The 21,445-nt window shown below is 66.6% G+C and carries 19 protein-coding genes; 5 read left to right on the top strand and 14 right to left on the bottom strand.

What is annotated here, in order from left to right; translation table 11 throughout:
• The first annotated feature begins 7 nt into the window (after window positions 1-7).
• A complete protein-coding gene (locus ABGX75_RS00810; protein ID WP_347411183.1) occupies window positions 8-1,189 on the top strand; it encodes an ABC transporter substrate-binding protein in 1,182 nt (393 codons plus the stop codon).
• Between the two features lie 4 nt (window positions 1,190-1,193).
• Complete coding sequence (locus ABGX75_RS00805; protein ID WP_347411184.1) at window positions 1,194-3,302, top strand: methyl-accepting chemotaxis protein; 2,109 nt, start codon at window positions 1,194-1,196, stop codon at window positions 3,300-3,302.
• Between the two features lie 152 nt (window positions 3,303-3,454).
• On the opposite strand, the gene ABGX75_RS00800 is transcribed toward ABGX75_RS00805, so the two are convergent.
• The 3 genes from ABGX75_RS00800 to ABGX75_RS00790 all read right to left on the bottom strand — a co-directional run bounded on the left by ABGX75_RS00800 (window position 3,455) and on the right by ABGX75_RS00790 (window position 6,599).
• Window positions 3,455-4,345 carry an SMP-30/gluconolactonase/LRE family protein gene (locus ABGX75_RS00800; protein WP_347411185.1) on the bottom strand — a complete coding sequence of 297 codons (891 nt, stop codon included), beginning with the start codon at window positions 4,343-4,345 and terminating at the stop codon, window positions 3,455-3,457.
• Between the two features lie 62 nt (window positions 4,346-4,407).
• Window positions 4,408-5,814 (bottom strand): sugar porter family MFS transporter, encoded by a 1,407-nt coding sequence (locus tag ABGX75_RS00795; RefSeq protein ID WP_347411186.1) that lies wholly within the window; start codon window positions 5,812-5,814, stop codon window positions 4,408-4,410.
• A gap of 47 nt (window positions 5,815-5,861) precedes the next feature.
• Window positions 5,862-6,599, bottom strand: a complete 738-nt coding sequence (locus tag ABGX75_RS00790; RefSeq protein ID WP_128690648.1) for an SDR family oxidoreductase — start codon at window positions 6,597-6,599, stop codon at window positions 5,862-5,864.
• Between the two features lie 345 nt (window positions 6,600-6,944).
• On the opposite strand from ABGX75_RS00790, the gene ABGX75_RS00785 reads away from it, so the two are divergent.
• On the top strand, window positions 6,945-8,135 hold the full coding sequence (locus tag ABGX75_RS00785) for an ROK family transcriptional regulator (protein WP_011507028.1): 1,191 nt from the start codon (window positions 6,945-6,947) through the stop codon (window positions 8,133-8,135).
• Between the two features lie 46 nt (window positions 8,136-8,181).
• On the opposite strand, the gene ABGX75_RS00780 is transcribed toward ABGX75_RS00785, so the two are convergent.
• The 8 genes from ABGX75_RS00780 to ABGX75_RS00745 form a co-directional block, all read right to left on the bottom strand.
• Window positions 8,182-9,465 carry a TRAP transporter large permease gene (locus tag ABGX75_RS00780; protein WP_347411187.1) on the bottom strand — a complete coding sequence of 428 codons (1,284 nt, stop codon included), beginning with the start codon at window positions 9,463-9,465 and terminating at the stop codon, window positions 8,182-8,184.
• A 12-nt stretch (window positions 9,466-9,477) separates the two neighbouring features.
• Entirely contained in the window at window positions 9,478-9,945 is a 468-nt protein-coding gene (locus ABGX75_RS00775) for a TRAP transporter small permease (protein WP_347411188.1), read from the bottom strand.
• Window positions 9,946-10,039: 94 nt separating this feature from the next.
• Window positions 10,040-11,026 carry a C4-dicarboxylate TRAP transporter substrate-binding protein gene (locus tag ABGX75_RS00770; RefSeq protein WP_347411189.1) on the bottom strand — a complete coding sequence of 329 codons (987 nt, stop codon included), beginning with the start codon at window positions 11,024-11,026 and terminating at the stop codon, window positions 10,040-10,042.
• 38 nt (window positions 11,027-11,064) lie between these two features.
• A complete protein-coding gene (locus ABGX75_RS00765) occupies window positions 11,065-12,201 on the bottom strand; it encodes a mannitol dehydrogenase (protein ID WP_347411190.1) in 1,137 nt (378 codons plus the stop codon).
• The gene (locus ABGX75_RS00760) at window positions 12,198-13,838 is read right to left on the bottom strand and encodes an altronate dehydratase family protein (RefSeq protein ID WP_347411191.1); all 1,641 of its coding nucleotides are present in this window, start codon (window positions 13,836-13,838) and stop codon (window positions 12,198-12,200) included. The genes ABGX75_RS00765 and ABGX75_RS00760 overlap by 4 nt, the downstream gene beginning before the upstream one ends.
• Window positions 13,835-14,884, bottom strand: coding sequence for a zinc-binding alcohol dehydrogenase family protein (locus ABGX75_RS00755; RefSeq protein WP_347411192.1), 1,050 nt, complete (start codon window positions 14,882-14,884; stop codon window positions 13,835-13,837). The genes ABGX75_RS00760 and ABGX75_RS00755 overlap by 4 nt, the downstream gene beginning before the upstream one ends.
• A 209-nt stretch (window positions 14,885-15,093) precedes the next feature.
• Window positions 15,094-15,936 (bottom strand): fumarylacetoacetate hydrolase family protein, encoded by an 843-nt coding sequence (locus tag ABGX75_RS00750; RefSeq protein WP_347411193.1) that lies wholly within the window; start codon window positions 15,934-15,936, stop codon window positions 15,094-15,096.
• Between the two features lie 100 nt (window positions 15,937-16,036).
• Complete coding sequence (locus ABGX75_RS00745; RefSeq protein WP_110062339.1) at window positions 16,037-16,777, bottom strand: SDR family oxidoreductase; 741 nt, start codon at window positions 16,775-16,777, stop codon at window positions 16,037-16,039.
• Window positions 16,778-16,938: 161 nt separating this feature from the next.
• Here ABGX75_RS00745 and ABGX75_RS00740 point away from each other — a divergent pair, with 161 nt between their 5' ends.
• The gene (locus ABGX75_RS00740; RefSeq protein WP_128690657.1) at window positions 16,939-17,694 is read left to right on the top strand and encodes a FadR/GntR family transcriptional regulator; all 756 of its coding nucleotides are present in this window, start codon (window positions 16,939-16,941) and stop codon (window positions 17,692-17,694) included.
• Between the two features lie 27 nt (window positions 17,695-17,721).
• Here ABGX75_RS00740 and ABGX75_RS00735 read toward each other — a convergent pair whose 3' ends face one another.
• From ABGX75_RS00735 to ABGX75_RS00725, 3 genes are read right to left on the bottom strand one after another with little or no spacing between them, the layout of a single operon-like run.
• A complete protein-coding gene (locus ABGX75_RS00735; protein WP_347411194.1) occupies window positions 17,722-19,341 on the bottom strand; it encodes a gamma-glutamyltransferase family protein in 1,620 nt (539 codons plus the stop codon).
• A gap of 30 nt (window positions 19,342-19,371) precedes the next feature.
• Entirely contained in the window at window positions 19,372-19,902 is a 531-nt protein-coding gene (locus ABGX75_RS00730) for a chromate transporter (RefSeq protein WP_347411195.1), read from the bottom strand.
• Complete coding sequence (locus ABGX75_RS00725) at window positions 19,899-20,540, bottom strand: chromate transporter (RefSeq protein ID WP_347411196.1); 642 nt, start codon at window positions 20,538-20,540, stop codon at window positions 19,899-19,901. The genes ABGX75_RS00730 and ABGX75_RS00725 overlap by 4 nt, the downstream gene beginning before the upstream one ends.
• Window positions 20,541-20,728: 188 nt before the next feature.
• Between ABGX75_RS00725 and ABGX75_RS00720 the strand changes: the two genes are divergently transcribed.
• The gene (locus ABGX75_RS00720) at window positions 20,729-21,388 is read left to right on the top strand and encodes an FCD domain-containing protein (RefSeq protein WP_110062336.1); all 660 of its coding nucleotides are present in this window, start codon (window positions 20,729-20,731) and stop codon (window positions 21,386-21,388) included.
• The last annotated feature ends 57 nt before the right edge of the window (window positions 21,389-21,445 follow it).

Raw genomic sequence — 21,445 nt, 5'->3', positions numbered from 1 at the left:
AGGGATCATGAAGATTCAACGCAGGTGGCTGGCGGGCGCATTGACGCTTGCCCTGGTCGCCATGCCGGCCTGGGCGGAGATCAAGGTCGGGATGGTGGCTCCGTTCAGTGGGGCTGCATCGTCATTGGGCGAAGGCATGAAGCGGGGCATCGAGGCGCGTTTCGCCGAGGTCAACGAGGCAGGAGGCGTGCATGGCGAATCGCTGACTCTGGTGACCCGCGACGACGGCTACGAGCCGCTGCGCTCGGCCAAGGCGACACGCGAGCTGCTGGACGACGACGAGGTGCTGGCCATGCTGGGCAACGTCGGCACGCCCACGGCCATCGTCAACCTGCCGATCCTTCTGGAACACGAGATGCCGCTGATCGGGGCGCTCACCGGCAGCGGCGTGCTGCGTCAGTCTCCACCGGATCGTTATGTCTTCAATTATCGCGCCAGCTATGCCCAGGAAACCGCGACGATGATCGAGGGCCTGCTGCTGGCGGGCATCGCGCCCGAGGAAATCGCATTCTTCACCCAGGCCGACGGCTATGGCGATGCCGGCTACCGGGGCGCACTGCGTTCCCTGGCCAATCATGGCTATTCCCACCCCGAGCGTCTGGCCCACGGCCGCTACACAAGGGGCACGCGCAACGTGCATCGGGGGGTGGCCACCATCCTGCAGGCGCCGGTCACCCCCAAGGCGGTGATCATCGTGGGCACCTACGGGCCGGCGGCGGATTTCATCCGCGAGGCACGCAAGGACCTGCCCGACGCGCTGTTTCTCAACGTCTCCTTCGTGGGCAGCCAGGCGCTGCTCGACGAGCTGGGGGATGCCGCCGAGGGCGTGATCGTCACCCAGGTGGTGCCGCCTCATACCTCGGATCTGCCGGGTGTCGAGGCGTATCGCGCCGCCTTGCAGGCCAATGATGCCGACAGCGGCGGCGATTTCGTGTCGCTGGAGGGCTACATGGCGGCCTCGCTGTTCGTCGAAGGGCTCCAGGCGGCGGGCGCCGACCCTGACCGCGAGGCGCTCGTCGACGGGCTCGAGGGCCTCGGCAAAGTCGATCTCGGCCTGGGCGAGCCCCTGACGCTGGGGCCGAAGGATCATCAGGCGAACGATGCCGTGTGGGCGACACGGATTCATGACGGCCGCTTCGAGCCCGTCGATTGGTTCACCCTGCTCGATGAGCGCACGGCCGAGGAGTAATTCCATGAAGAAGAGTTTGAGCCTGCGGGCGATGCTGATCGGGCTGTTCGTGGCCGCCGTGCTGGGGGCGTTGATTCCGGCCGCGGCGGGGTTTCTCTCCAACCAGCGGTTGATCGAGGCGCAGAGCCTGTTCACCGATGAAATACTGCCGCAGCAAGCGGCCAGTCGTGCCATGAGCGATGCACTGACGCGCTACCGCGAGCGCCAGACGGACCTGCTCGCCGCCGAGAGCGAGGCGGCGCTGGAGGCCGCGCCCACCCAGGCCAGTGCCGACGAGCGCTTCATGGCAGGCCGCGAGCGTCTGGCATCGTTGATGCCGGACGACGATCAGGCGCTGCTGGACGCCCTGGAGGCGGACTACGCCGACCTGAAGCAGGCCGATGCCGCCCTGGAAACGGTGCGCCGCGAGGACGTCGACTTGACCGCCTCCATGCGCACGCGCATCGCCGAGATGCAGGAAAAGATCGCCGAGGTGTTGACCGACGCCGAGTCCATGGCCGGGCGTGCGACGCTCGCCGAGGTACGCCAGCAGCGGGCCCTGGCGCAGCGTATCCAGCGCATGCAGGAGCAAGGGCTGTCGATGGTGCCGATGTCGATGCTCGACTCGTTGATGGGGGAGCGCACCAATGTCGCGAGCCTGAGCGGCGACGTGCAGATGCTGGTGGCGCAGCTGGCCGACCAGGGGCGTCAGCTGATGCAGGTGGACAGCCACGATGCGCTGGTCGATCTGCGTTACAACCAGATCGCCCAGCAGATCTCGCGGATCGATCAGGCGCTGGCCGGCATCGAGGACGCGATGAGCGCGACACCTGCCCAGCAGGAAAGCGCGGCGCAGCTCGGCGAGGTAATCGAGGAACTCGACGCCTTGATGCTGACCGACGACAACGCCGTCTATGCCCTGCGCGACCGTCAGCTGGCCTTGCGCGAACGCTCGAAGGAGGCGCTGGCCGGTGTCTCCCAGGCGATGGATGGCATGCGCGAGAGTCTCGGACGCGTCGAAGCCTATGCCACCCAGCGTGCCGACGCGGCGGCCGAACAGGCCACGGCCACGGCCCAGGCGGGACGCGTGCTGCAATTGGTGGTGCTGCTGATCGTCATCGTGATCCTGGCGGCCGTCGGCTGGCGCGTGATGACGCGGGTACTCAAGCCCATCGGTGAAATGCGCCGCCAGATGGAAAGCATCAGCGGGGCCGCCGGCCAGACCGGTGATCTGTCGATGCGCCTGAAGGTGCGCCATGGCGACGAGATCGGCCATACCGCGCAGGCCTTCAACCAGATGATGATCACCTTCGAACGGCTCATCGCGCAGATCCGCGACGGCGCCGAGTCGGTGGCCTCGAGCAGCCGTCAGATCGCCTCCGGCAATCAGGACCTGGCGCAACGCACCGACCAGCAGTCCTCGTCGCTGGCGGAAACGGCGGCGAGTCTCGAGCAGATCACGGCGACCGTGAAACAGACCGCCGACTATGCGCATCAGGCCCGCGACATGAGCCAGCAGGTCGGGCAGCGTGCCCGCGATGCCGGGGACGTGGGCGAGCGGACGCAGCGTGCGATGCAGGAGATCCGCGAGTCCAGCGACAAGATCTCCACCATCGTGGAGGCCATCGATGCCATCGCCTTCCAGACCAATCTGCTGGCCCTCAACGCCTCGGTCGAAGCGGCACGGGCCGGCGAGCACGGGCGCGGTTTCGCGGTGGTCGCCGACGAGGTGCGCCGTCTCGCCAGTCGCAGTGCCGATGAAGCCGAGCAGATTCGTGATCTGGTCAAGGACAGCATGACCAAGGTCGGCGAGGGCGCCGAGCTGGTCGAGGAAACCGGCGGGCATCTGCGCGAGATCGTCGGCAGCGTCGACAAGGTGACGCAGTTCGTCTCCGAGATCGCCGAAGCCACGCAGGAGCAGTCCTCGGGGATCGACCAGATCAACCAGGCCATCGCGCAGCTCGATCAGGTCACGCAGCAGAACGCTTCCCTGGTGCAGGACGCCTCGTCGGCCAGTCAGTCGCTGGACGCGCGCGCCAACGACATGCACGTACTGGTGGGACGCTTCAAGGTGAGCGAGGCGGCGTACGACGACGAGGACGAGACCCCGCCGCGAGCGTTGCCCGCCACCTGAGCGTGGCTTGCGGGGCGCGAGAGGCGCGCGCCCCGATGATGCATAAAAAGACGGCCCCGCGGCCAAGGCAAGATGCCTTGGCCGCGGGGCCGTCTTTTTTGGTGATGTCGTCTCCTGGAGAGAACCGCTTCGGGCTTGCGACAAGCGCCGTCTCAGGCGGGTGATGCGAAGGTCGGGGCAGGCGCGCCGTGGGTCAGGGTGTCGAGCGCGAACAGGGCGCCGGCCTCGGGTTGCTCGGCCAGGGCGTCATCGTCGAGGCCCTTGCGGGCGGTGGTGATGTACAGCGTGGCAAGCTCGGGGCCGCCGAAGGTGCAGCTGGTGATGTTGGCGACGGGCATGGGGATTTCCTGACGCAGGCGTCCACGGGGATCGAACACGCTGATGCGCCAGCCGCCGAACTGACAGACCCACAGGTTGCCCTCGCGGTCGGTGGTCATGCCGTCGGGAAAGCCTTGATCCGTGGGCAGCCGCGTGAAGAGCTCGCGTTCGCCGAGCTGGCCCTGTTCGTCCACGGCGAACCGGTAAATGCAGCGTGCCAGGGTATCGGTGTGGTAGAGCACGTCGCCCTGAGGCGAAAAGACCGGGCCGTTGGTGATGATGTAGCCGCGATCCTGCTGCCGGCAGTCGCCGTCGGGACGCACGCGATACAGCGCACCGCTGGCCTGGCGCTCGGCGTCGTCCATGGTGCCGCACCAGAGATGTCCGCGCGTGTCGACGACGGCATCGTTGAAGCGGTTGCCGGGACGATCCGGCTCGGGGGTCAGCCATTTTTCCAGTGAGCCCTCGGGCAGGTGCAGGCGCGCGATGGCATGGCGAAGCGTCACCACGAAGCCACCCTGGGCGTGGCGGTGGATGCTGGTGATCTCTTCGTCGAATTGCCAGTACCGGGTGCCGTCGCCGGCCAGCCGGTAGAGGCGGTGGCGCTTGATGTCCACCCAGTAGAGGGCGTTTTCCAGCGTGTCCCACAACGGGCCTTCACCCAGCAGGTTGTCGGCGAGATACACGGGACGCGGAACGGCGTCGGCGGGAATGAGGGATGACATCGTGCTTGACCTCTTGTGTGGCGGGCGCTGGCGCCGGGGGAGCCCCGGCGCCGATGACGCGATCATACGTAGGCCATGTCCTCGAGTTCACGGCCGTTCGTTTCGCGGACGAATTTGATGACGAAGAAGATCGAGATGACCGCACAGATGGCGTAGAAGCCATAGGCGCCGGTCAGGCCGATCGAGGCGAGCATGATGGGGAAGGTCATGGTGATGGCGAAGTTGGCGACCCACTGGAACAGGCCGGCGACGGCGAGCCCCGAACCGCGCACCTGGTTGGGGAACATTTCCCCGAGCATGACCCACATCACCGGGCCCCAGGAGCTGTTGAAGAAGAACACGTAGGCGTTGGCGGCGATCAGTGCGAGCACGCCGTTGCTGTCGGACAGTTGCAGGCTGCCATCGACCATCTCGGCGGTGGAGAAGGCGTAGACCAGAATCGCCAGTGTCACGGCCATGCCCAAGGAGCCGCCCCACAGCAGCGGCTTGCGGCCGATGCGGTCGATCAGGGCGATGGCGCCCAGGCAGGCAGCGATGCTCACCGCGCCGCTGATGACGTTGATCAGCAGGGCATCACCCTCGGAGAAGCCCACGGCCTGCCAGAGCACGGCCCCGTAGTAGAAGACCACGTTGATGCCGACCAACTGCTGGAAGACCGCAAGGCCGATCCCGACCCACACCAGGCTGAGCACCTTGCCGGTCTTGGGATTGATCAGGTCGCTGAAGCGCGGCTTGCGCTGCTCCGAGAGAGAGTCGCGGATCTGGGCCAGGCGCTCCTTGGCATCGCTTTCGTTGTAGATCATGTGCAGCACGCGTTCGGCACGCTCGTCGCGACGCGCGCTGACCAGGTAGCGCGGGCTTTCCGGAATGAACAGCAGGGCGATCAGGAAGATACCGGCGGGGATCAGTTCCATCCAGAACATCCAGCGCCAGGCGGTCACGCCGAACCACAGCTCGGAGGTGGAACCGCCGGCGAGGTTGGCCAGGATGTAGTTGTTCAAAAACGAGAAGAACAGCCCCGAGATGATCGCCACCTGCTGGATGGTGGCGAGTCGGCCGCGCAGGTGCGCCGGAGCGATTTCACTGATGTAGGCCGGCGCCATGACGCTCGCCGCCCCCACGGCCAGGCCGCCGAGAATCCGGTAGATGACGAATTCCAGCGAGCCGTCGGCGATGCCCGAGCCCCAGGCGCTGACGATGAAGAAGACGGCGGCGACCAGCAGCAGGGTGCGACGACCGTACTTGTCGGCCAGGCGGCCGGCGAAGAAAGCCCCCACTGCACACCCCAGCAGCATGGACGCGACATTGAAGCCGGTGCCGACGCTGTCGGAGTTGAACGAGGACTGCAGGCCGTCGACCGTGCCGTTGATGACACCGCTGTCGAACCCGAAGAGGAAGCCGCCGATGGCGGCGACGCAGCAAGTGAGGAAAACGATCAGGGACCGTTGCGAATCGCTATAGGTTGGCATGGTGTGCTCCGTTGTTGTTGGTGGCGGCGGGCGCCGGAGGCTTTGGCTTACAGCCAGCCGGCATCGACCCAGTAGTTGTGAGCGGTACAGGCAGCGGCATCGTCCGAGGCCAGGAACAGCGCCATCGCGGCCACGTGATGCGGATGGATGCGTACCTTGAGTTTTTGCTCGTCGACGATCTGCGCTTCGTCCTCGGGGCTGTACCAACGCGATTGACGCGGCGTCTTGACGTTGCCGGGGATGATGCAGTTCACGCGAATGCCGTCGCTGCCCAGGTCGCTCGCGAGGGCCCGGGTCAGGCCCTCGATACCGGCCTTGGCGGTTTCGTAGAGCAGCATGTCGGGCTGCCCCAGGTGCCAGCTGATCGAGCCGAGATTGATGATCGCCCCCTGACCCTGTCGGCGCATGCTCGGGGCGACCTCACGGGCGGCGAGCACCAGGTGGCGCAGGTTGACGTTCATGCGGTCTTCCCAGTACTCGGGCGTGACGTCCTCGAGCTTGTGGCGGTCGTCGTTGGCGGCGTTGTTGATCAGCACGTCCACGTGGCCGATCTCGCCCAGCGTGGCGCGCAGCTGGTCGGGCTGGGTCAGGTCGCAGTGGTGAAACGTCGGGGCACCGTCACAGCGCTCGACCAGCTCGTTCGCGAGCGTCTCGGCGACATCGAGGAAGTGGACGTTCGCGCCCTGGGCGACGAAGGCCTCGACCAGCCCGGCGCCGATGCCGGAGCCGCCGCCGGTGATGACGACCGTCTTGTCCTTGAGGCTGGGATAAATCGCTGTGCTCATGCAGAACCTCTGTTGCCGAGTGAGGTATCCGAGCGGATACGCTGCTTTAGTTAATAGATTTTACTAAGCGAATGATTCTTCAGATGGCTGGCTTTTTCCATGCGACGATAGTCACACACGCTTGCACATGCCTGTCCGAGGGCGCCAGGGCGCAACGTGAGCGACGCCTGCCGGGGTCGCGTGACGCCAGGTGTCTCGCGGGCGGTGGGGCGCGGAATAGGTTCAGCGCGTTTATTAACTCACTCCGCGGAACGCACGACGAGCCGTCACGGCGCAGAGAGGCGTTGAATAATTTGATATATTGGCCGACTCGACACGACGCACAGCGAGGCACCCCGAATCGCCATGGTCAGCACCTTTGCCCCTCAAGCCGCCGGTGATCTCAACTTTCTCAAGAAGCTCAACCGCAGCTCCATCCTGGCGACCGTACGCCGCTATCCCGGCGCCACGCGTGCCGACATCGCCTCGCGCACGCAGCTGACCAAGGCCACGGTGGGAGGCGTCGTCCAGGCGCTGCTGGAGCGCGGCTGGCTACGCGAGGGCGAGTTGCAGCCCCGTGGCGGCGGCCGTCCCGGCCGGGCGCTGTATCTCGACGACTCCCACCATGTCCTGCTGGGGGCGGATATCGGGGTGCGCGGCTTGCGCGTGGTGGCATGTACCCTGGGGGGCGAGGTGCTGCTCCAGCGTTACGTCACCGAGCCGCCCACCACGCCCGAGGCCACGGCGGTGCGTCTGGCCGCCATGCTGCGTACCCTGCGTGACGATCCGGCCATCGCCGGGCGCCATTGCCTGGGGTTGGGCGTGACGGTGCCGGGGCCGGTCTCGCCGGTGGATCCCATCCTGCGCCTGGCGCCGAACCTGGGCTGGGTGGATGTCGCGTTTCTGGACGTGCTGCGCGAGCATCTGACGGATCTGGACGGTATCTGGCTGCTCGACAACGAGGCCAACGCCGCGGCTTTCGGGGAGTTCTACTTCCACGACGGCATCCCGCCCGAGTCCATCGTCTATATCAGTGCCGCCAGCGGTATCGGCAGCGGCCTGGTCACGGGAGACAACTTCCCGCTGGTGCCGCGTGGCGGACAGGGCCTGGTGGGCGAGATCGGTCACACCATCGTGCAGCCGGGCGGCCTGTACTGCCATTGCGGCAACCGGGGGTGCGCCGAGACGCTGGTCAGCGGCTGGGCGATTCGTGCCGCCCTGGGCATCGCCGACGACGAGAACCTCGAGGCGGCGATCGTGGCTCGGGGCAACGATGCCGAGGTCGATGTCACGCTGCGGCGCGCCGGCGAGGCGCTGGGGATTCTCATGCTCAACCTGCACCACACGCTCAATCCCGCCACGCTGGTACTCGGCGGGTCGTTGATGCGGCTCGGCGAGCGGCTGATCGAACCGGCGCTGTCGTACTTCGAGGCGCATCAGAACGATCTGCTGCGGGGCACGCAGCGGGTTCCCGTCAAGGTCATTCACGACAGTACCTTCACCGCCGCGCGGGGAGCCGCCGCCCAGGTCATGGCCAAGGCGGCGTTGGAGGCGTGAGGCGGCGGTGCCGGTGTCAAGACGGGGGTAAGAGAAGCGCCGGTGTTCAGAAAATCAGGTCGGGCAGTGTCATCGACACGGCGGGCACGAAGGTCACCACCAGCAGCAGGCCGACCAGCAACAGCCAGTAGGGCATGATGGCGCGGATGAAGTCGGGCACCTTCACGCCGGTGATGCTGCAGGTGGTGAACATCACCGTTCCCAGGGGCGGGGTGATCGTGCCGATGGAGGCATTGAGGATGAAGATGATCCCGAAATGCACCGGGTCGATGCCGAACTGGGCCGCCACCGGCGCCAGCAGGGGCGACAGTACGATGAGAATGGCGTTGCCTTCCAGGAACATGCCCAGGGCCAGCAGGATGACATTGGCGAGCAGCAGGAACGCCACCGCGCTGCCCACCTGGGACGAGAGCAGCATGGCGATGTCCTGAGGGATGTGCTCCCAGGTCAGAAAGCGCGCGAATCCCGAGGCCACGGCGATGATGAACAGCACGTTGACCGAGGCGAACAGCGACTCCCGCGTGGCCACGGCGACGTTGCCCACGTTCATTTCCTTGTAGACGAACATCCCCACGATCAAGGCGTACAGCACGGCCATGGCGCCGGCTTCGGTCGGCGTGAAGACGCCGACGCGAATGCCGCCGATGACCACGACCGGCAGCAGCAAGGCGATGATGCCGGCGCGCGTCACGCTGATCCATTCCTGCCGCGAGACCCGCTCCTTGCGCGGCGGCTGGTAGCCCAGGCGACGGCACTGACGCGATACCAGCAGCATCATGCACACCGCCATCAGGATCCCGGGCACCACACCGGCCAGGAACAGGCGACCGATGGAAACGTTGTTGACGTAGCCGTAGACGATCAGCGCGATCCCCGGCGGGATGGTCGAGGTCACCAGCGATGAGGCGGCGGTGACGGCGGTGGAGAACGGCTTGGGATAGCCGCTGGCCGTCATGCTGGGCACCAGCAGCTTGGCGTTCATGGCGGCATCGGCGATGTTGGAACCGGAGAGTCCGCCCATGAAGGTGCTCAGCAGCACGTTGGCCTGGGCCAGTCCGCCGTGCAGGCGCCGGGTCATGAGCTCGGCCAGCTTGAGCAGGCGGTCGGTGATGCCGGAGTGGTTCATGAACACCCCCGCCATGATGAAGAACGGGATCGCCAGCAGCGAAATGGACTCCAGCCCCCCGGCCAGGCGCTGAATCAGCAGCATGGTGGGCTGGTCGGCGCCGAACAGGAAATACAGAAACGTCGACAGAAACAGTGCGAAGGCGACGGGAGTGCCCAGCACGAAAAGAAGCAACAGCGCTGCGAGTGCTATGCCTACGGCCATGGGTAGTATCCTTTAGGTATCGCGAGCCAGTCGGACGAGGCAGTGGTAGGCCATGATGACGGCACTGACCGGAATGGCGACGTGAATCCACATGTACGGGATCTGCAGCATGGGCGTGCTGCGGAAATTGGAATAGGGCAGCAGCTGCAGGCCCCAGTAGCCGAGCACGATGGCGGCGATCAGCACCATGCCGACATTGAAGAGGCGGTCGTTCCAGCGGACGAGCGACGCCGGCAGGTTTTCCGACAGCATGCCGATGAGCACGTGCTCGTTGCGCCGTACCAGGGCGCTGGCGCCGAGGAAGGTGGCCCATACCATGAGCAGTTGCAGGACCTCCTCGGTCCAGGCCAGCGGCGTGTCGAAGAGATAGCGCATGAAGATGTTGCCGATGGCGACGAGAAAGATCGCGAAGAGCGCCGCGCTGGCCAACACTTCATCGAGACGCATGATGCGGTCGATCCAATGGAATACGCGTTTCATGTGAGGCTCCTCGGGCACGGCAGCGCCTGGGCTGCCGTGCGTGATACGCGTGCCGGCGCCACAGGGGAGTGCGGCGCCGGCGGTCGGTCAACGCTTATCCGTTGATGATCTGACGAACCTGCTCGTACAGGCCTTCGCTCCACTGCGGGAAGGCGGCGGGCACTTGCTCCGCGGCGCGTTCGCGGAAGGGCTGCGTATCCACCTCGTGGACCTCGACGCCGGCATCCTTGAGCTTCTGCAGGGCGATGTCGCTTTCCTTCTCGACCAGTTCACGCAGGTGCGCGGCCATGTCCTGGCCGGTCTCGGTCAGGATCTCGCGGTTTTCCTCGCTGAGCTGGTCCCAGAATGCCTTGCCGGTGACGAACGGCGCCACGGTGTTCATGTGGCCGGTCAGGTTGAGGTGCTTGACGACTTCGTGGAACTTGCCGCCGAACAGCACCGGCGTGGGGTTCTCGACCCCGTCGACCATGCCCTGGGCCAGCGCCGGATAGACGTCGCCCAGCGACATGGGCGTGGGCGTGGCGCCCATCGAGCGCATGGCCTCGACGTACATCGGCGAGTTCTGCACGCGGATCTTCACGCCGTCGAGTTCCTCGGGCGTGGTGGCGGGCTCGCGGGAGAGCAGGTGGCGCGTGCCGTACACGGTGTTGGGAATGACGATGTGATAACCGGCTTCCTCGACCTTCTGGCTCTGCTCGGCGAACCACTCGGAGTCGAAGACCTTGAGCTTGTCGTCGAAGCTGTCGGCCAGGTAGGGCGCGTCGAGCACCGACAGGTCGGGTACCGAGCTCATGAAGTTGCTGTAGGCGGTGATGGTGATGATCGGCGAGCCGAAGCGCGCCTGTTCCATGACATCGGTCTCGGAGCCGAGCTGGCTGGCGGGGAACGCGCTGAGCGTGAGTTCGCCGTCGCTGGCCTGTTCGACGTTTTCCGCCCATTCCTTGACGGCCACATCGACCGGCTCGCCGGGCTGGTTGCCGTAGGCGACGCGGATCTCGGTGGCGGCCTGGGCGAGATTCAAGCTGCCGAGGCCGGCGATGGAGAGGCTGGTGGCGATGAGCGTGAGTTTCTTGAAACGCATTGTCGTGCTCCTTGGTTGTTGTCGATCGTGCAGTCGGGTTACCGGGAATGCGTCGTGGATTGTGCGCTCGATATGGCCTCATCGAGTCGCGGCGTGGCGATGCCTCGTCGGCGCGCCGATTCGACCACGGGTTGCAGGCGTCGCTGGCACTTCGTGGCATGGTGCTGGGCGATGTCCTGCAGGGCGTGGTCGAGATAAGGGTTGGCGAAACGCTCGAGCGTGGCGTCGCGATAGGCCTCGAGAGAGGGCCGCTCGAGGTGTTCCGCCAGAGTGGGCAGCACTTCGTCGTCGAGTACCTGGCGCAGCTCCGCCGCCCATGCCGGGTCGTCCATGGCCTCGCGCACGAAGCGGATGTGCGATCGAGGCTCGCGCTGCCAACGGTGGACGAGATAGGTGTGCGCCAGGTTGAGGATGTGCAGCTTGCGCATCTCGTAGGGAGCCAGGGAGGTCACGCGCTGCACGTCGGGATGACGGCAGGGCAGTTCGAGGCCGGGCTGATCCTCGATGGCCCAGAGCCCATACGGCTCGGCGACGGCACCCACCGGTTCCAGGGCCGCCGAGACGATGCGGTCGACGAGGGTGTTGGCCCATAGACAGCGGGTCGTCAACCAGGTGTCGAAGTCGGCATCGGCGTAGGCGCGCTGTGCCAGTTCCCGGACTAGGGCCAGGAGCTGCTCGCCGTTGCGGCTGACCAGCTCGCAGGGCAGCACGGTGAGGCCCTCGCGTCCCGCGCGGTAGCGCGCGTGCAGCAGCTTGGCGAGCTTGCCCGGAAAGCTTTGCGGCACCGCTGCCAGGGCGCTGTCGTCATCGACGCGGTAGCCGCTGTCGCCAGTGTTGGACACCACGAAACGGGCGTGCTCGACGACGTGTCGTTCCAGCGCGTCCCACTGTTCGTCGGCGATCCAGCAGCCGGCGATGCTGGTGACGGTCTCGCGGGTGTCGATGTCGCGGCCGTCGCGACGACCGCGAATCGCCAGCGGATACTGCCGATGCGTGTCCAGGTCGCGGGCTTTTTGCTTGCCGGCCTCGCGCGGCGAGGTCTGGACCACGAGGATGCCGTCGCGCGTGTGGCCGGCCTCTCGCGAGGCGTGCACGAACGCGGCCACATGGCCCAGCAGGAAGCGGCTGGTGCCGAACTGCACGATGCCGGCCTCGGCGAGCGTTGGCGCTGTCACAGGGAGACTCCGCGTTTCCAGGGAATGAAATCGAGCTGCGAGAGGCGCATGGCCTTGGTGCGGTAACGCCCCGAGGCGGTGTCGATGCACAGGCGCAGGAGTTCGTCGGCGAGCTCGGCGATGTCCGCCTCGCCGCGAATGATGGGCCCGGCGTCGAAGTCGATGACATCGTGCATGCGCTGCGCCAGCTCGCTGTTGCTGGCGAGCTTCAGGACCGGCGTGACGGGGTTGCCGGTGGGCGTGCCGAGGCCGGTGGTGAACATCACCAGGTTGGCGCCGGAGCCGACCAGAGCGGTGGTGGACTCGACGTCGTTGCCCGGCGAGCAGAGCAGGTTGAGGCCTTTGCGCACCTGGGGCTCGGTGTAGTCCAGGACATCGACGATGGGGCTGTCGCCGCCTTTCTTGGCCGCGCCGGCGGATTTCATGGCGTCGGTGATCAGGCCGTCGCGAATGTTGCCGGGCGAGGGATTCATCGAGAAATGCGCGCCCACCGAGGCGGCATGACGCTGGTAGGCCTCCATGAGCTGCCGAAAGCGCGAGGCCGTGGCGTCATCGCGGCAGCGCGCCACCAGTTCGTGTTCGACACCGCACAGCTCGGGGAACACGCTCAGGATGCCGCTGCCGCCCAGCGCCGCCAGGCGGTCGATGACGGCGCCCACCAGCGGATTGGCCGAAAGCCCGGAGAAGCCGTCGGAGCCGCCGCATTCCACGCCGATGGTGAGCTCGGACAGCGGCGCCGGGCGCCGTTCGACGGCGTTGGCGACCTTGAGGCCGTCGAAGATGCTGCCCAGTGCCTGGCGAATCAGCTCGGGCTCCGTGTCGGTGGCCTGTTGCTCGAAATAGTGAACGGGGCGCAGGCCCTCGGGGTCGCGCTTGGCCACCGCCTCCTTGAGCATCTCGATCTGGGCCTTCTGGCATCCCAGGCTGAGCACCGTGGCGCCGGCCACGTTGGGATGGCAGATGTAGCCGGCGAGGAGTTGGCACAGTGCCTGGGCGTCGTGGTCGGTGCCGCCGCAGCCCAGCGTGTGGGTCAGAAAGCGCACGCCGTCGATGTTCGGGAACAGAGAAGCATCGGGCGTCGCGGCCGGCGCCGCCTGCGCATCGCCGTGGAGCATGCGACGGGCCATGTGCTTGTAATCCCGGTAGGGGTCGTCGCCGATGGCATCCTCGACGCACTGGCGCAGTACCTCGATGTTGCGGTTCTCGCAGAACACCAGGGGTACGACCAGCCAGTGGTTGGCGGTGCCCACGCGTCCGTCGGGGCGGTGGTAGCCGTCGAAGGTCTGTCCGGTGAAGGCACTGACGTCCGGGGCATCCCACTGCGCGCGGCGGCCTTGGGGCTCGGCGTCGGCGGTGGCGTGTTCGACGTTGGCCGTGGTGATGGCGGCGCCTTCGGCGATGGGCGCCACGACGCGTCCCACGGTCACGCCGTACATCACGACGAGATCGCCGGGCTGCATGGCGTGCAGGGTGAACTTGTGCTTGTGGCGCACGTCCTCGGAGAGCCGCAGACGGTGGCCGTTGTCGTCGATCTCCAGACCGGCGGACAGATCGCGCAGGGCGACGCGGACATTGTCGCGGTCGTGCACGCGCAGGCTGGGCTGCCGGTACTGGTCGGACACGATGGTCTGGGTCATGCCGGACGTCCTCCCTGGGCGCTGGCGTCATCGAACGTCACCATCGCCTTGATGACGCCGGTGGCCGGGTCGCACCACTGCGGCATCAGCGTCGGCAGCTCGTGGTGCGGGCCGCGGTGGGTGATCATCGCCGTCGATTGCAGGCGGCCTTCCTCCATCAGGCGGGCCACCGTCTCGAAGTCTTCCCGCGTGGCGTTGCGACTGCCCAGCAGGCTGAGCTCGCGCTTGTGGAAGTCGGGGTCGTTGAAGGTGATGTCGGCCTTGACCACACTCACCAGCACGTAGCGACCGCCATGGCCGGCGAAATCGAAACCGCGATTCATGGCGGCGGGATTGCCGGTGGCGTCGAACACCACGTCGGCCAGGGCGCCGTCGTGATGGCGCGCGATGGCGGCCTCCACGTCGTCGTCCAGTGCATGCAGCACGTCCTCCACGCCCAGGGTGTCGCGGCAGAAGGCCAGGCGCTCGCGGTTGGTGTCCACCACCAGCACCCGCGCGCCACGGCTCTGGGCGATCTGCACGATGCCGATGCCGATCGGCCCGGCGCCGACCACCACGGCCAGCTCGTCGGCTTTGATGGCACTGCGGCGCACGGCGTGCGCGCCGATGGAAAGACACTCCACCAGCGCCAGCTGTTCGGCGTCGAGGGTGCCCGAGGTGACCAGGTGATCCACGGGCACGCTGAGGTATTCCGCCATGCCGCCATCGCGATGCACGCCGATGACCTGCATGTGCTGGCAGCAATTGGTCTTGCCCTGACGGCAGGCGCGGCATTCACCGCAATGCAGATAGGGGATCACGTAAGCGCTGTGACCGACGAGCGCCTCGTCGACGCCTTCCCCGACGCCGACGATATCGCCGGACAGCTCGTGGCCCAGCACGCGGGGATAGGTGAAGTAGGGCTGATTGCCGCCATAGGCGTGGATGTCGGTACCGCAAATACCCACGCGACGAATCCTGAGCATGGCCTCGCCGGGCGCGCACTGCGGCTCGGGCACGTCGCGCAGTTCCATGTGTCGGGGTTGGGTACAGACAAGCGTTTGCATAAGGGTTCCTTCGCGCATCGCCAGGCAGGATGGTCAGGCCAATCACCTAGCGGTCTTTTGATCTAGAGGTCAGGCCAATGGGTTAACAAGATGCCCAAGCGAGGGTCCCGACTTCAAGCGTTTTAATGGTGGAGGGGGTTAGACATAAGTTGTGGCCGTTCCCCCTGGAGGAAGAAGCGAGACCGCCGCGTGGGCGGTCTCTGGCGCGATCACGCCTGCTTGGTGCGCTGGCACTGCTCGCCGAGGCCTTCGATCCCCAGGCGCATGGTCTGGCCGGGCTTGAGGAAGACCTGCGGCTGCTGGCCCGCGCCGACGCCCGGCGGCGTGCCGGTGGAGATGACATCGCCGGGCTGCAGGCTCATGAAGCGGCTCAGGTAGGCGACCAGGTAGGGGATCTGATAGACCATGGTGCGGCTGTTGCCGTCCTGATAACGCTTGCCGTCGACTTCCAGCCACATGTCGAGCGACTGGGGATCGGCGATCTCGTCCCGCGTGACCAGCCAGGGGCCGAGCGGGCCGAAGGTGTCGCAGCCCTTGCCCTTGTCCCAGCTGCCGCTGCGCTCGAGCTGGAATTCCCGCTCGGAGACGTCGTTGATCACGCAGTAGCCGGCCACGTGGTTCATGGCATCGGCTTCGTCGATGTAGCGTCCGCCCTTGCCGATGACGACACCCAGCTCGACCTCCCAGTCGGTCTTTTGCGAGTCGCGGGGGATCTCCACGTCATCGTTGGGACCGCAGATGGCGCTGGTCCACTTGTTGAAGACCACCGGTTCCGGCGGCACCTCGGCGCCGGTCTCTGCCGCATGGTCGGAGTAGTTGAGGCCGATGCAGATGAACTTGCCGACTCGACCCACGCAGGGCCCCAGACGCGTCCCTTCGGGGACTTCCGGCAGGCTCTCGTGATCGGCTTGGGCGATGCGCGACAGGGCGGCGTCATCGAGCGACTCGCCGGCGACGTCCTGGATCAGCGATGAGAGGTCGCGAATCTTGCCGTTGGCATCCAGCAGGCCGGGCTTTTCCTGGCCCGGAGGGCCGAAGCGTAGCAGTTTCATGCGATTTCCTTTTATGTACCACGTTAGTGAGTTGCGTCTGATGGTCAGCGAGCACCAGCGCTGCGCCGGTGTCGGGGCGCTGCGGACGATCGCGCCGCGATCAGTTGGCCCAGCCGCCGTCGATCAGCTGCGCGGTGCCGGTGATGAACGCCGCCTCGTCGGAGGCCAGGAAGGTCGCCAGCGCGGCGACTTCCTCGGGGCGTCCCAGGCGACCCATGGGCTGGCGGTCGATGAACTCCTGGAATACCGCGGCCTTGTCGCGCCCCTGTTGTCGGGCCTGGTCCTCGATGCGTTGATGCAGCGAGGGCGACTCGACGGTGCCGGGGCAGATGGCGTTGCAGCGAATGCCCTGGGTCATGTAGTCGGCGGCCACCGACTTGGTCAAGCCGATGACGGCGGCCTTGGTGGTGCCGTAGGCGAAGCGGTTGGGCACGCCCTTGATGCTCGATGCCAGCGAGGCCATGTTGACGATGCTGCCGCCGCCACGTGCGAGCATGCCGGGAAGAAACGCCTGGATCATGTGGAACATGGCGGTCACGTTGAGGGCGAAGCTGCGCTCCCAGGTGGCGTCGTCGCATTCCAGTATCGAGCCGCCCGGCACCATGCCGGCACAGTTGAAGAGGATATCGATACCGCCGATCTCGTCGGCCAGCGTCTCGATGTCGGCATGCCGGGTGACGTCCAGCCGGTGTACCCGGACGTCGTCGAGGTCGTCGAGCAGGCCGGGGTCGATGTCGGTGGCGATGACACTGGCGCCCTCGGCGAGAAAGCGCTCCACCGTGGCGCGGCCGATGCCCTGTCCTGCGGCGGTGACCAGTGCGGTCTTGTGTTGAAGTCTCATGGTGTGGCGAATCCCTGCTGAACGTGGGAACATAGCGCGGCCAGCCATTCGAAGATCCAGAGGCCTGACCAATGGTCGAGCCATCATCTACTGGGCTAGGTCTCGGCGGCAAGCCAATTGCCATCAACTTTAGTCGCAACGCGGTGCGGAGAGACGACGCGATGCCGATTCAAACCATTCGCTCACAGCGCCTGTACCGGCAGATCGCTGATCAGTTGCAGCAACTGATTCGTGACGGCGAGTTTCCTCCGGGAACCTTGTTACCGCCCGAGCGGGATCTGGCGCAGCAACTGGGCGTCAGCCGCGCATCGGTGCGCGAGGCGCTGATCGCCCTGGAAGTCGTGGGCATCGTCGAGGTGCGCGTGGGACACGGGGTGCTGGTCAAGGAAGTCGACGCCATGCCGCCGGGCTCGGTGATGCAGGCCGCGGCTCGCAAGGAACCGTGGGCGCTCGACCCCGAGTTCGCCAGCGAGATCGAACTCAATCTCGACGAGGAGATACCGCCGTTTTCGCTGCTGCAGGCGCGGCGTTACCTGGAGCCGGAGAACGCGGCCCTGGCGGCGATGAACGCCACCGACGAGGATCTCAGCGCCATCCGCGCGGCGCTGGAGCGCAACATCTACGACAACAACCATGGCGGCGGCAACCTGGCCGGCGACCGGCTGTTGCACATCCGCATCGCCGAAGCCTCGGGCAACGCGGCCTATGCGCTGCTGATCAAGCACCTGCTGGGCCACCAGTACGGGGTCATGTTCCGGCGCCTGCAGGAATTGTTCATGGAGACCGGCATGCCACAGCGCTCGCAGGAAGATCACGAGCGCCTGGTGGCGGCGATCGAGGCGCGTGACCCGGCGGCGGCGCGTCAGGCCATGGAAGTGCACCTCGATCATGTGCTGCGGGTGTTTTTCGCGGAGTGACGGTCCGGCGGCTCGCCTCCCTGCCATCTACCAGGCGAGCACCGCGCCGTCGGCGCGGGGTTCGGTGCCGCCACTGAGCACGCCGCTGTCGGGGTCCCGCAGGATCACCTGACCGCGCCCGAAGCTCAGCGAGTCGTGGCACTTGACGATGTCGTGGCCGCGCCGCTGCAGCGCCTGGGCGAGGTGGTCGGGAAAGTGCGGCTCCACCTCGACGGTGCGTCCCGCGACCCACTTCCAGCGCGGTGCGTCGAGCGCCGCCTGCGGGTTGAGGTGTTCGTCGAGCAGGCCGGTGACCACCTGGACGTGGCCTTGCGGCTGCATGTAGCCGCCCATCACGCCGAAGGGCCCCACCGCGCGTCCCCGGTGGGTGATGAAGCCGGGGATGATGGTGTGGTAGGGACGCTTGCCGGGCGCCAGGGCGTTGACGTGCTCGGCCTCCAGCGAGAAGGACTCCCCGCGATTCTGCAGGCTGATGCCGGTACCCGGCACGACGACCCCGGAACCGAAGCCGTGAAAGTTGCTCTGGATGAACGACACCATGTTGCCCTCGGCGTCCGCCGTGGCGAGATAGACCGTGCCGCCGCGGGGAATATCGCCCGGTTCGGGATCGAGGGCGCGGTCGCCGATCAGCGCGCGCCGGCGTGCCGCGTACTCGGGCGAGAGCATGGCCTCGGCGGTGACCGGCATGTGATCGGCGTCGCCGATGTAATGCAGGCCGTCGACATAGGCGAGCTTGAGCGCCTCGATGCGCCGGTGCAGGGTGTCGAGGTGAGCGTGCGGCGTATCCTGGGGAGGCGGGGCGTCGCCGTTCAGCGTATTCAGCGCCATCAGCGCGATCAGGCCCGAGCCGTTGGGCGGGATTTCCCATATGTCGTGGCCGCGATACTCGGCACTCACGGGGGTGACCCATTCCGGGCGGTAGGCGGCCAGGTCCTCGGCACGCAGGAAACCGCCATGGTCGCGGGAATGGGCATCCATGCGCTGCGCCAGATCGCCCCGATAGAACGTCTCGGCGTGGGTCTCGGCAATGGCGCGCAGCGTCCTGGCGTGATCCGGGGCGTGCCAGAGCTCGCCCACCCGGGGGGCGCGGCCGTCGACCGAGAAGGTCTCGAACCAGGGCGCGAAGACGGCATCGTCGTAGGCGGCGTAGGTGGCATGGGCTTCCGCCCACAGTTGCTGCACCACCGGCGACACGGGAAAGCCGTCTTCGGCCAGGGCGATGGCGGGCGCCAGCAGGTCGGCGAAGTCGAGGACGCCGAAGCGGGCCGACAGCTCGGCCCAGGCACCCGGTGCGCCTGGCACCGTCACCGGCAGCCAGCCGTGTTCGGGCATGGCATCGAAGCCTCGGGCCCTGACGGTTTCCCGTGAAATGCCCTGGGGCGCGCGACCGCTGGCATTCAAGCCATGGAGTTCGTCGTTGATCCACACCAGGGCGAAGGCGTCGCTGCCCAGGCCGTTGGAGGTAGGCTCGACGACGGTCAGCGCGGCGGCCGTGGCGATGGCGGCATCCACGGCATTACCGCCTTGCTTGAGGATGTCCATGCCGGTTTGCGCCGCCAGCGATTGCGAGGTGGCGACCATGCCGCGCCGGCCGTAGGTCGTCATACGGCGCGAGGCGGTGGGGTAGTAATGCGGATCGAATTGCATGGCGGCTCCAGAGGTTGTTGTGGTGAGCGGTCAGCCGAGGAACAGGCCCCCGTAGACCAGGGCGCCGAGTACCACGAAGGCGGGGTGAATGCGCAAGAGGATCAGCGCCACGGCGGAGACGGCGGCGATCAGCAGGGTGTGCACGAGGCCGGGGCCGGCGAGGCCTTCGCTGAGAAAACCGAACGTCAGTTCGGCCATCAGCAACGCGATCACCGGGCGAACCCACTGGCTCATGCGCTTGACACGCGGCGAGTCGCGGAAGCGATAAAGCAGCCCCAGCGCGCCCAGCATCAGCAGCAGCGTGGGCACCACCGTGGCCAGTACCGCCACCGTGGCGCCCAGCACGCCGGCGACCTCGAAGCCGATGTAGCCGGCCATCTTGGTGGCGATGGGACTGGGCAGGGCGTTGCCCAGGGCCAGGACCTCGGCGAACTGCTGGGCGCTCATCCAGCCGTAATGATCGACGACCTCGGTCTCGATCAGGGGGATGATCGCCGGGCCCCCACCATAGCCGATGATGTTGGGAACGAAGAACGCCAGGAAGAGATGCCAGTAGATCATCGCGGCGTCTCCCGGGAGGATGTTGGCCGTTCAGCCGCTGACGATGACGCCGGCGCGGCCTCCGATGGAGGCGGCCTGCGGCGGACCGGCAGCAGCCAGGCGGCGACCAGCAGGGCGAGGATGACCCAGCCGGGATGTACGCCCAGGGCGAGGATCAGCCCCGCCGCGACGGCGATCATGACCAGGCTGACCCAGACCCCGATGCCGCGTCGCGACTTGTTGAAGAAGTCCCAGGTCAATTGCGCCATCATGACCATGACCACGGGAAGGACGCCTTGCCCCATGCCCTGTATCCAGTCGACATGGCGATAGCGACTGAACAATCCCAGCAAGGCGATGAGCGCGATCACCATCGGCAGCACGATGGCGAGCACGGCATTCAGGCAGCCCGTGACGCCGCCGATGCGATAGCCGATGTAGCCGGGCATCTTGGTGGCGATGGGGCCAGGCAGGGTGTTGGCGATGGCCAGCACGTCGGCGAAGGCGTCGTCTTCCATCCATTGACGGCGCTTGACGACTTCGGCGTGGATCAGCGGGATCATCGCGGGCCCGCCGCCGAAGCCGAGCAACCCGATGCGCAGGAAAGTGGTGAAAATGGCGCCCTGGCTCGCCGGTACCGAGGAAGTGGGCTGTGGCATCGTCTGGCGTCCTTGTCCGTCGTCTCCGTCGTCGAGATGCCGGCCCTACGGGGCGGACAACGGTTGTCTTGATCGTTTGTATGTCGGAAAATCGATTTTATGTCGACTATAGAGCCGTCCGGCGAGAAGCGTCAACCTCACGGGGGTGGCCGTGTATCGTCTCGGCATGGGCAGGGAAGGAGCAGTGCATGAGGGACAAACCCGAAAGTGCCACGGCGGCCAGCACCGTCTTCGAGACGTTGCGTCGCGACCTGATCAACGGGCGTTTCGCGGCGGGAGAAAAGCTGGCCATCAACACGCTCAAGGCCCATTACCGGGTCGGCCTGAGCCCGCTGCGAGAAGCTCTCAACCGGCTGGCCGCCTATGGCCTGCTGCAACAGGAGAACCAGCGCGGCTTTCGGGTGCCCGGCGTCTCGCGCGCCGAACTCGACGACATCGCCGGCATGCGTCGCGAACTCGAGGGCATGGCTCTGACGCGCGCCATGCAGCATGGCGATGCCCAGTGGGAGTCCGAGCTGCTGGCGGCGGCACACCGGCTCAAGCGTGCCGACGAGCAGCCCACGCCCCTCGAGGAGTGGGAGCTGTTGCATACGCGTTTTCACCGCACGCTGGTGGCGCCCTGTGGCTCGCCCTGGCTATTGCGTTTCATCGAGCAGCTGCATGACCAGTTCGATCGTTATCGGCGCATGGCGCCGGCGGTTCCCGGCGTGCGCGCCGAACTCGATGCCCAGCATCAGGAGCTGGTGTCCCTGGCGCTGGCACGTGACATCGAGGGGGCGCGCGCGTTGCTGCAGTCGCATATCCGCATTTCCCATGACGTGGCGCTGGGCGCGGTACCCGACGCATGAGCGCCATGTGCGGCTCGGCCGCGACATGGCGCTCGTCGTCTCGCGTGTGGTCCGGAG

The sequence above is a fragment of the Chromohalobacter sp. genome, from assembly GCF_039830575.1.
Lineage (GTDB): Bacteria > Pseudomonadota > Gammaproteobacteria > Pseudomonadales > Halomonadaceae > Chromohalobacter > Chromohalobacter israelensis.
The sequence above is the reverse complement of the archived record's forward strand: the minus strand, read 5'-3'. Positions and strand labels throughout refer to the sequence as shown.

Bases quoted from the DNA above. Each gene is read 5' to 3' on its own strand.
- ABGX75_RS00740 (WP_128690657.1), top strand. From the start codon at position 16,939: ATGCCGATTCAAACCATTCGCTCACAGCGCCTGTACCGGCAGATCGCT.
- ABGX75_RS00735 (WP_347411194.1), bottom strand. From the start codon at position 19,341: ATGCAATTCGATCCGCATTACTACCCCACCGCCTCGCGCCGTATGACG.
- ABGX75_RS00745 (WP_110062339.1), bottom strand. From the start codon at position 16,777: ATGAGACTTCAACACAAGACCGCACTGGTCACCGCCGCAGGACAGGGC.
- ABGX75_RS00775 (WP_347411188.1), bottom strand. From the start codon at position 9,945: ATGAAACGCGTATTCCATTGGATCGACCGCATCATGCGTCTCGATGAA.
- ABGX75_RS00770 (WP_347411189.1), bottom strand. From the start codon at position 11,026: ATGCGTTTCAAGAAACTCACGCTCATCGCCACCAGCCTCTCCATCGCC.
- ABGX75_RS00780 (WP_347411187.1), bottom strand. From the start codon at position 9,465: ATGGCCGTAGGCATAGCACTCGCAGCGCTGTTGCTTCTTTTCGTGCTG.
- ABGX75_RS00725 (WP_347411196.1), bottom strand. From the start codon at position 20,540: ATGCCACAGCCCACTTCCTCGGTACCGGCGAGCCAGGGCGCCATTTTC.
- ABGX75_RS00810 (WP_347411183.1), top strand. From the start codon at position 8: ATGAAGATTCAACGCAGGTGGCTGGCGGGCGCATTGACGCTTGCCCTG.
- ABGX75_RS00795 (WP_347411186.1), bottom strand. From the start codon at position 5,814: ATGCCAACCTATAGCGATTCGCAACGGTCCCTGATCGTTTTCCTCACT.
- ABGX75_RS00720 (WP_110062336.1), top strand. From the start codon at position 20,729: ATGAGGGACAAACCCGAAAGTGCCACGGCGGCCAGCACCGTCTTCGAG.
- ABGX75_RS00800 (WP_347411185.1), bottom strand. From the start codon at position 4,345: ATGTCATCCCTCATTCCCGCCGACGCCGTTCCGCGTCCCGTGTATCTC.
- ABGX75_RS00785 (WP_011507028.1), top strand. From the start codon at position 6,945: ATGGTCAGCACCTTTGCCCCTCAAGCCGCCGGTGATCTCAACTTTCTC.
- ABGX75_RS00760 (WP_347411191.1), bottom strand. From the start codon at position 13,838: ATGACCCAGACCATCGTGTCCGACCAGTACCGGCAGCCCAGCCTGCGC.
- ABGX75_RS00755 (WP_347411192.1), bottom strand. From the start codon at position 14,884: ATGCAAACGCTTGTCTGTACCCAACCCCGACACATGGAACTGCGCGAC.
- ABGX75_RS00790 (WP_128690648.1), bottom strand. From the start codon at position 6,599: ATGAGCACAGCGATTTATCCCAGCCTCAAGGACAAGACGGTCGTCATC.
- ABGX75_RS00730 (WP_347411195.1), bottom strand. From the start codon at position 19,902: ATGATCTACTGGCATCTCTTCCTGGCGTTCTTCGTTCCCAACATCATC.
- ABGX75_RS00805 (WP_347411184.1), top strand. From the start codon at position 1,194: ATGAAGAAGAGTTTGAGCCTGCGGGCGATGCTGATCGGGCTGTTCGTG.
- ABGX75_RS00750 (WP_347411193.1), bottom strand. From the start codon at position 15,936: ATGAAACTGCTACGCTTCGGCCCTCCGGGCCAGGAAAAGCCCGGCCTG.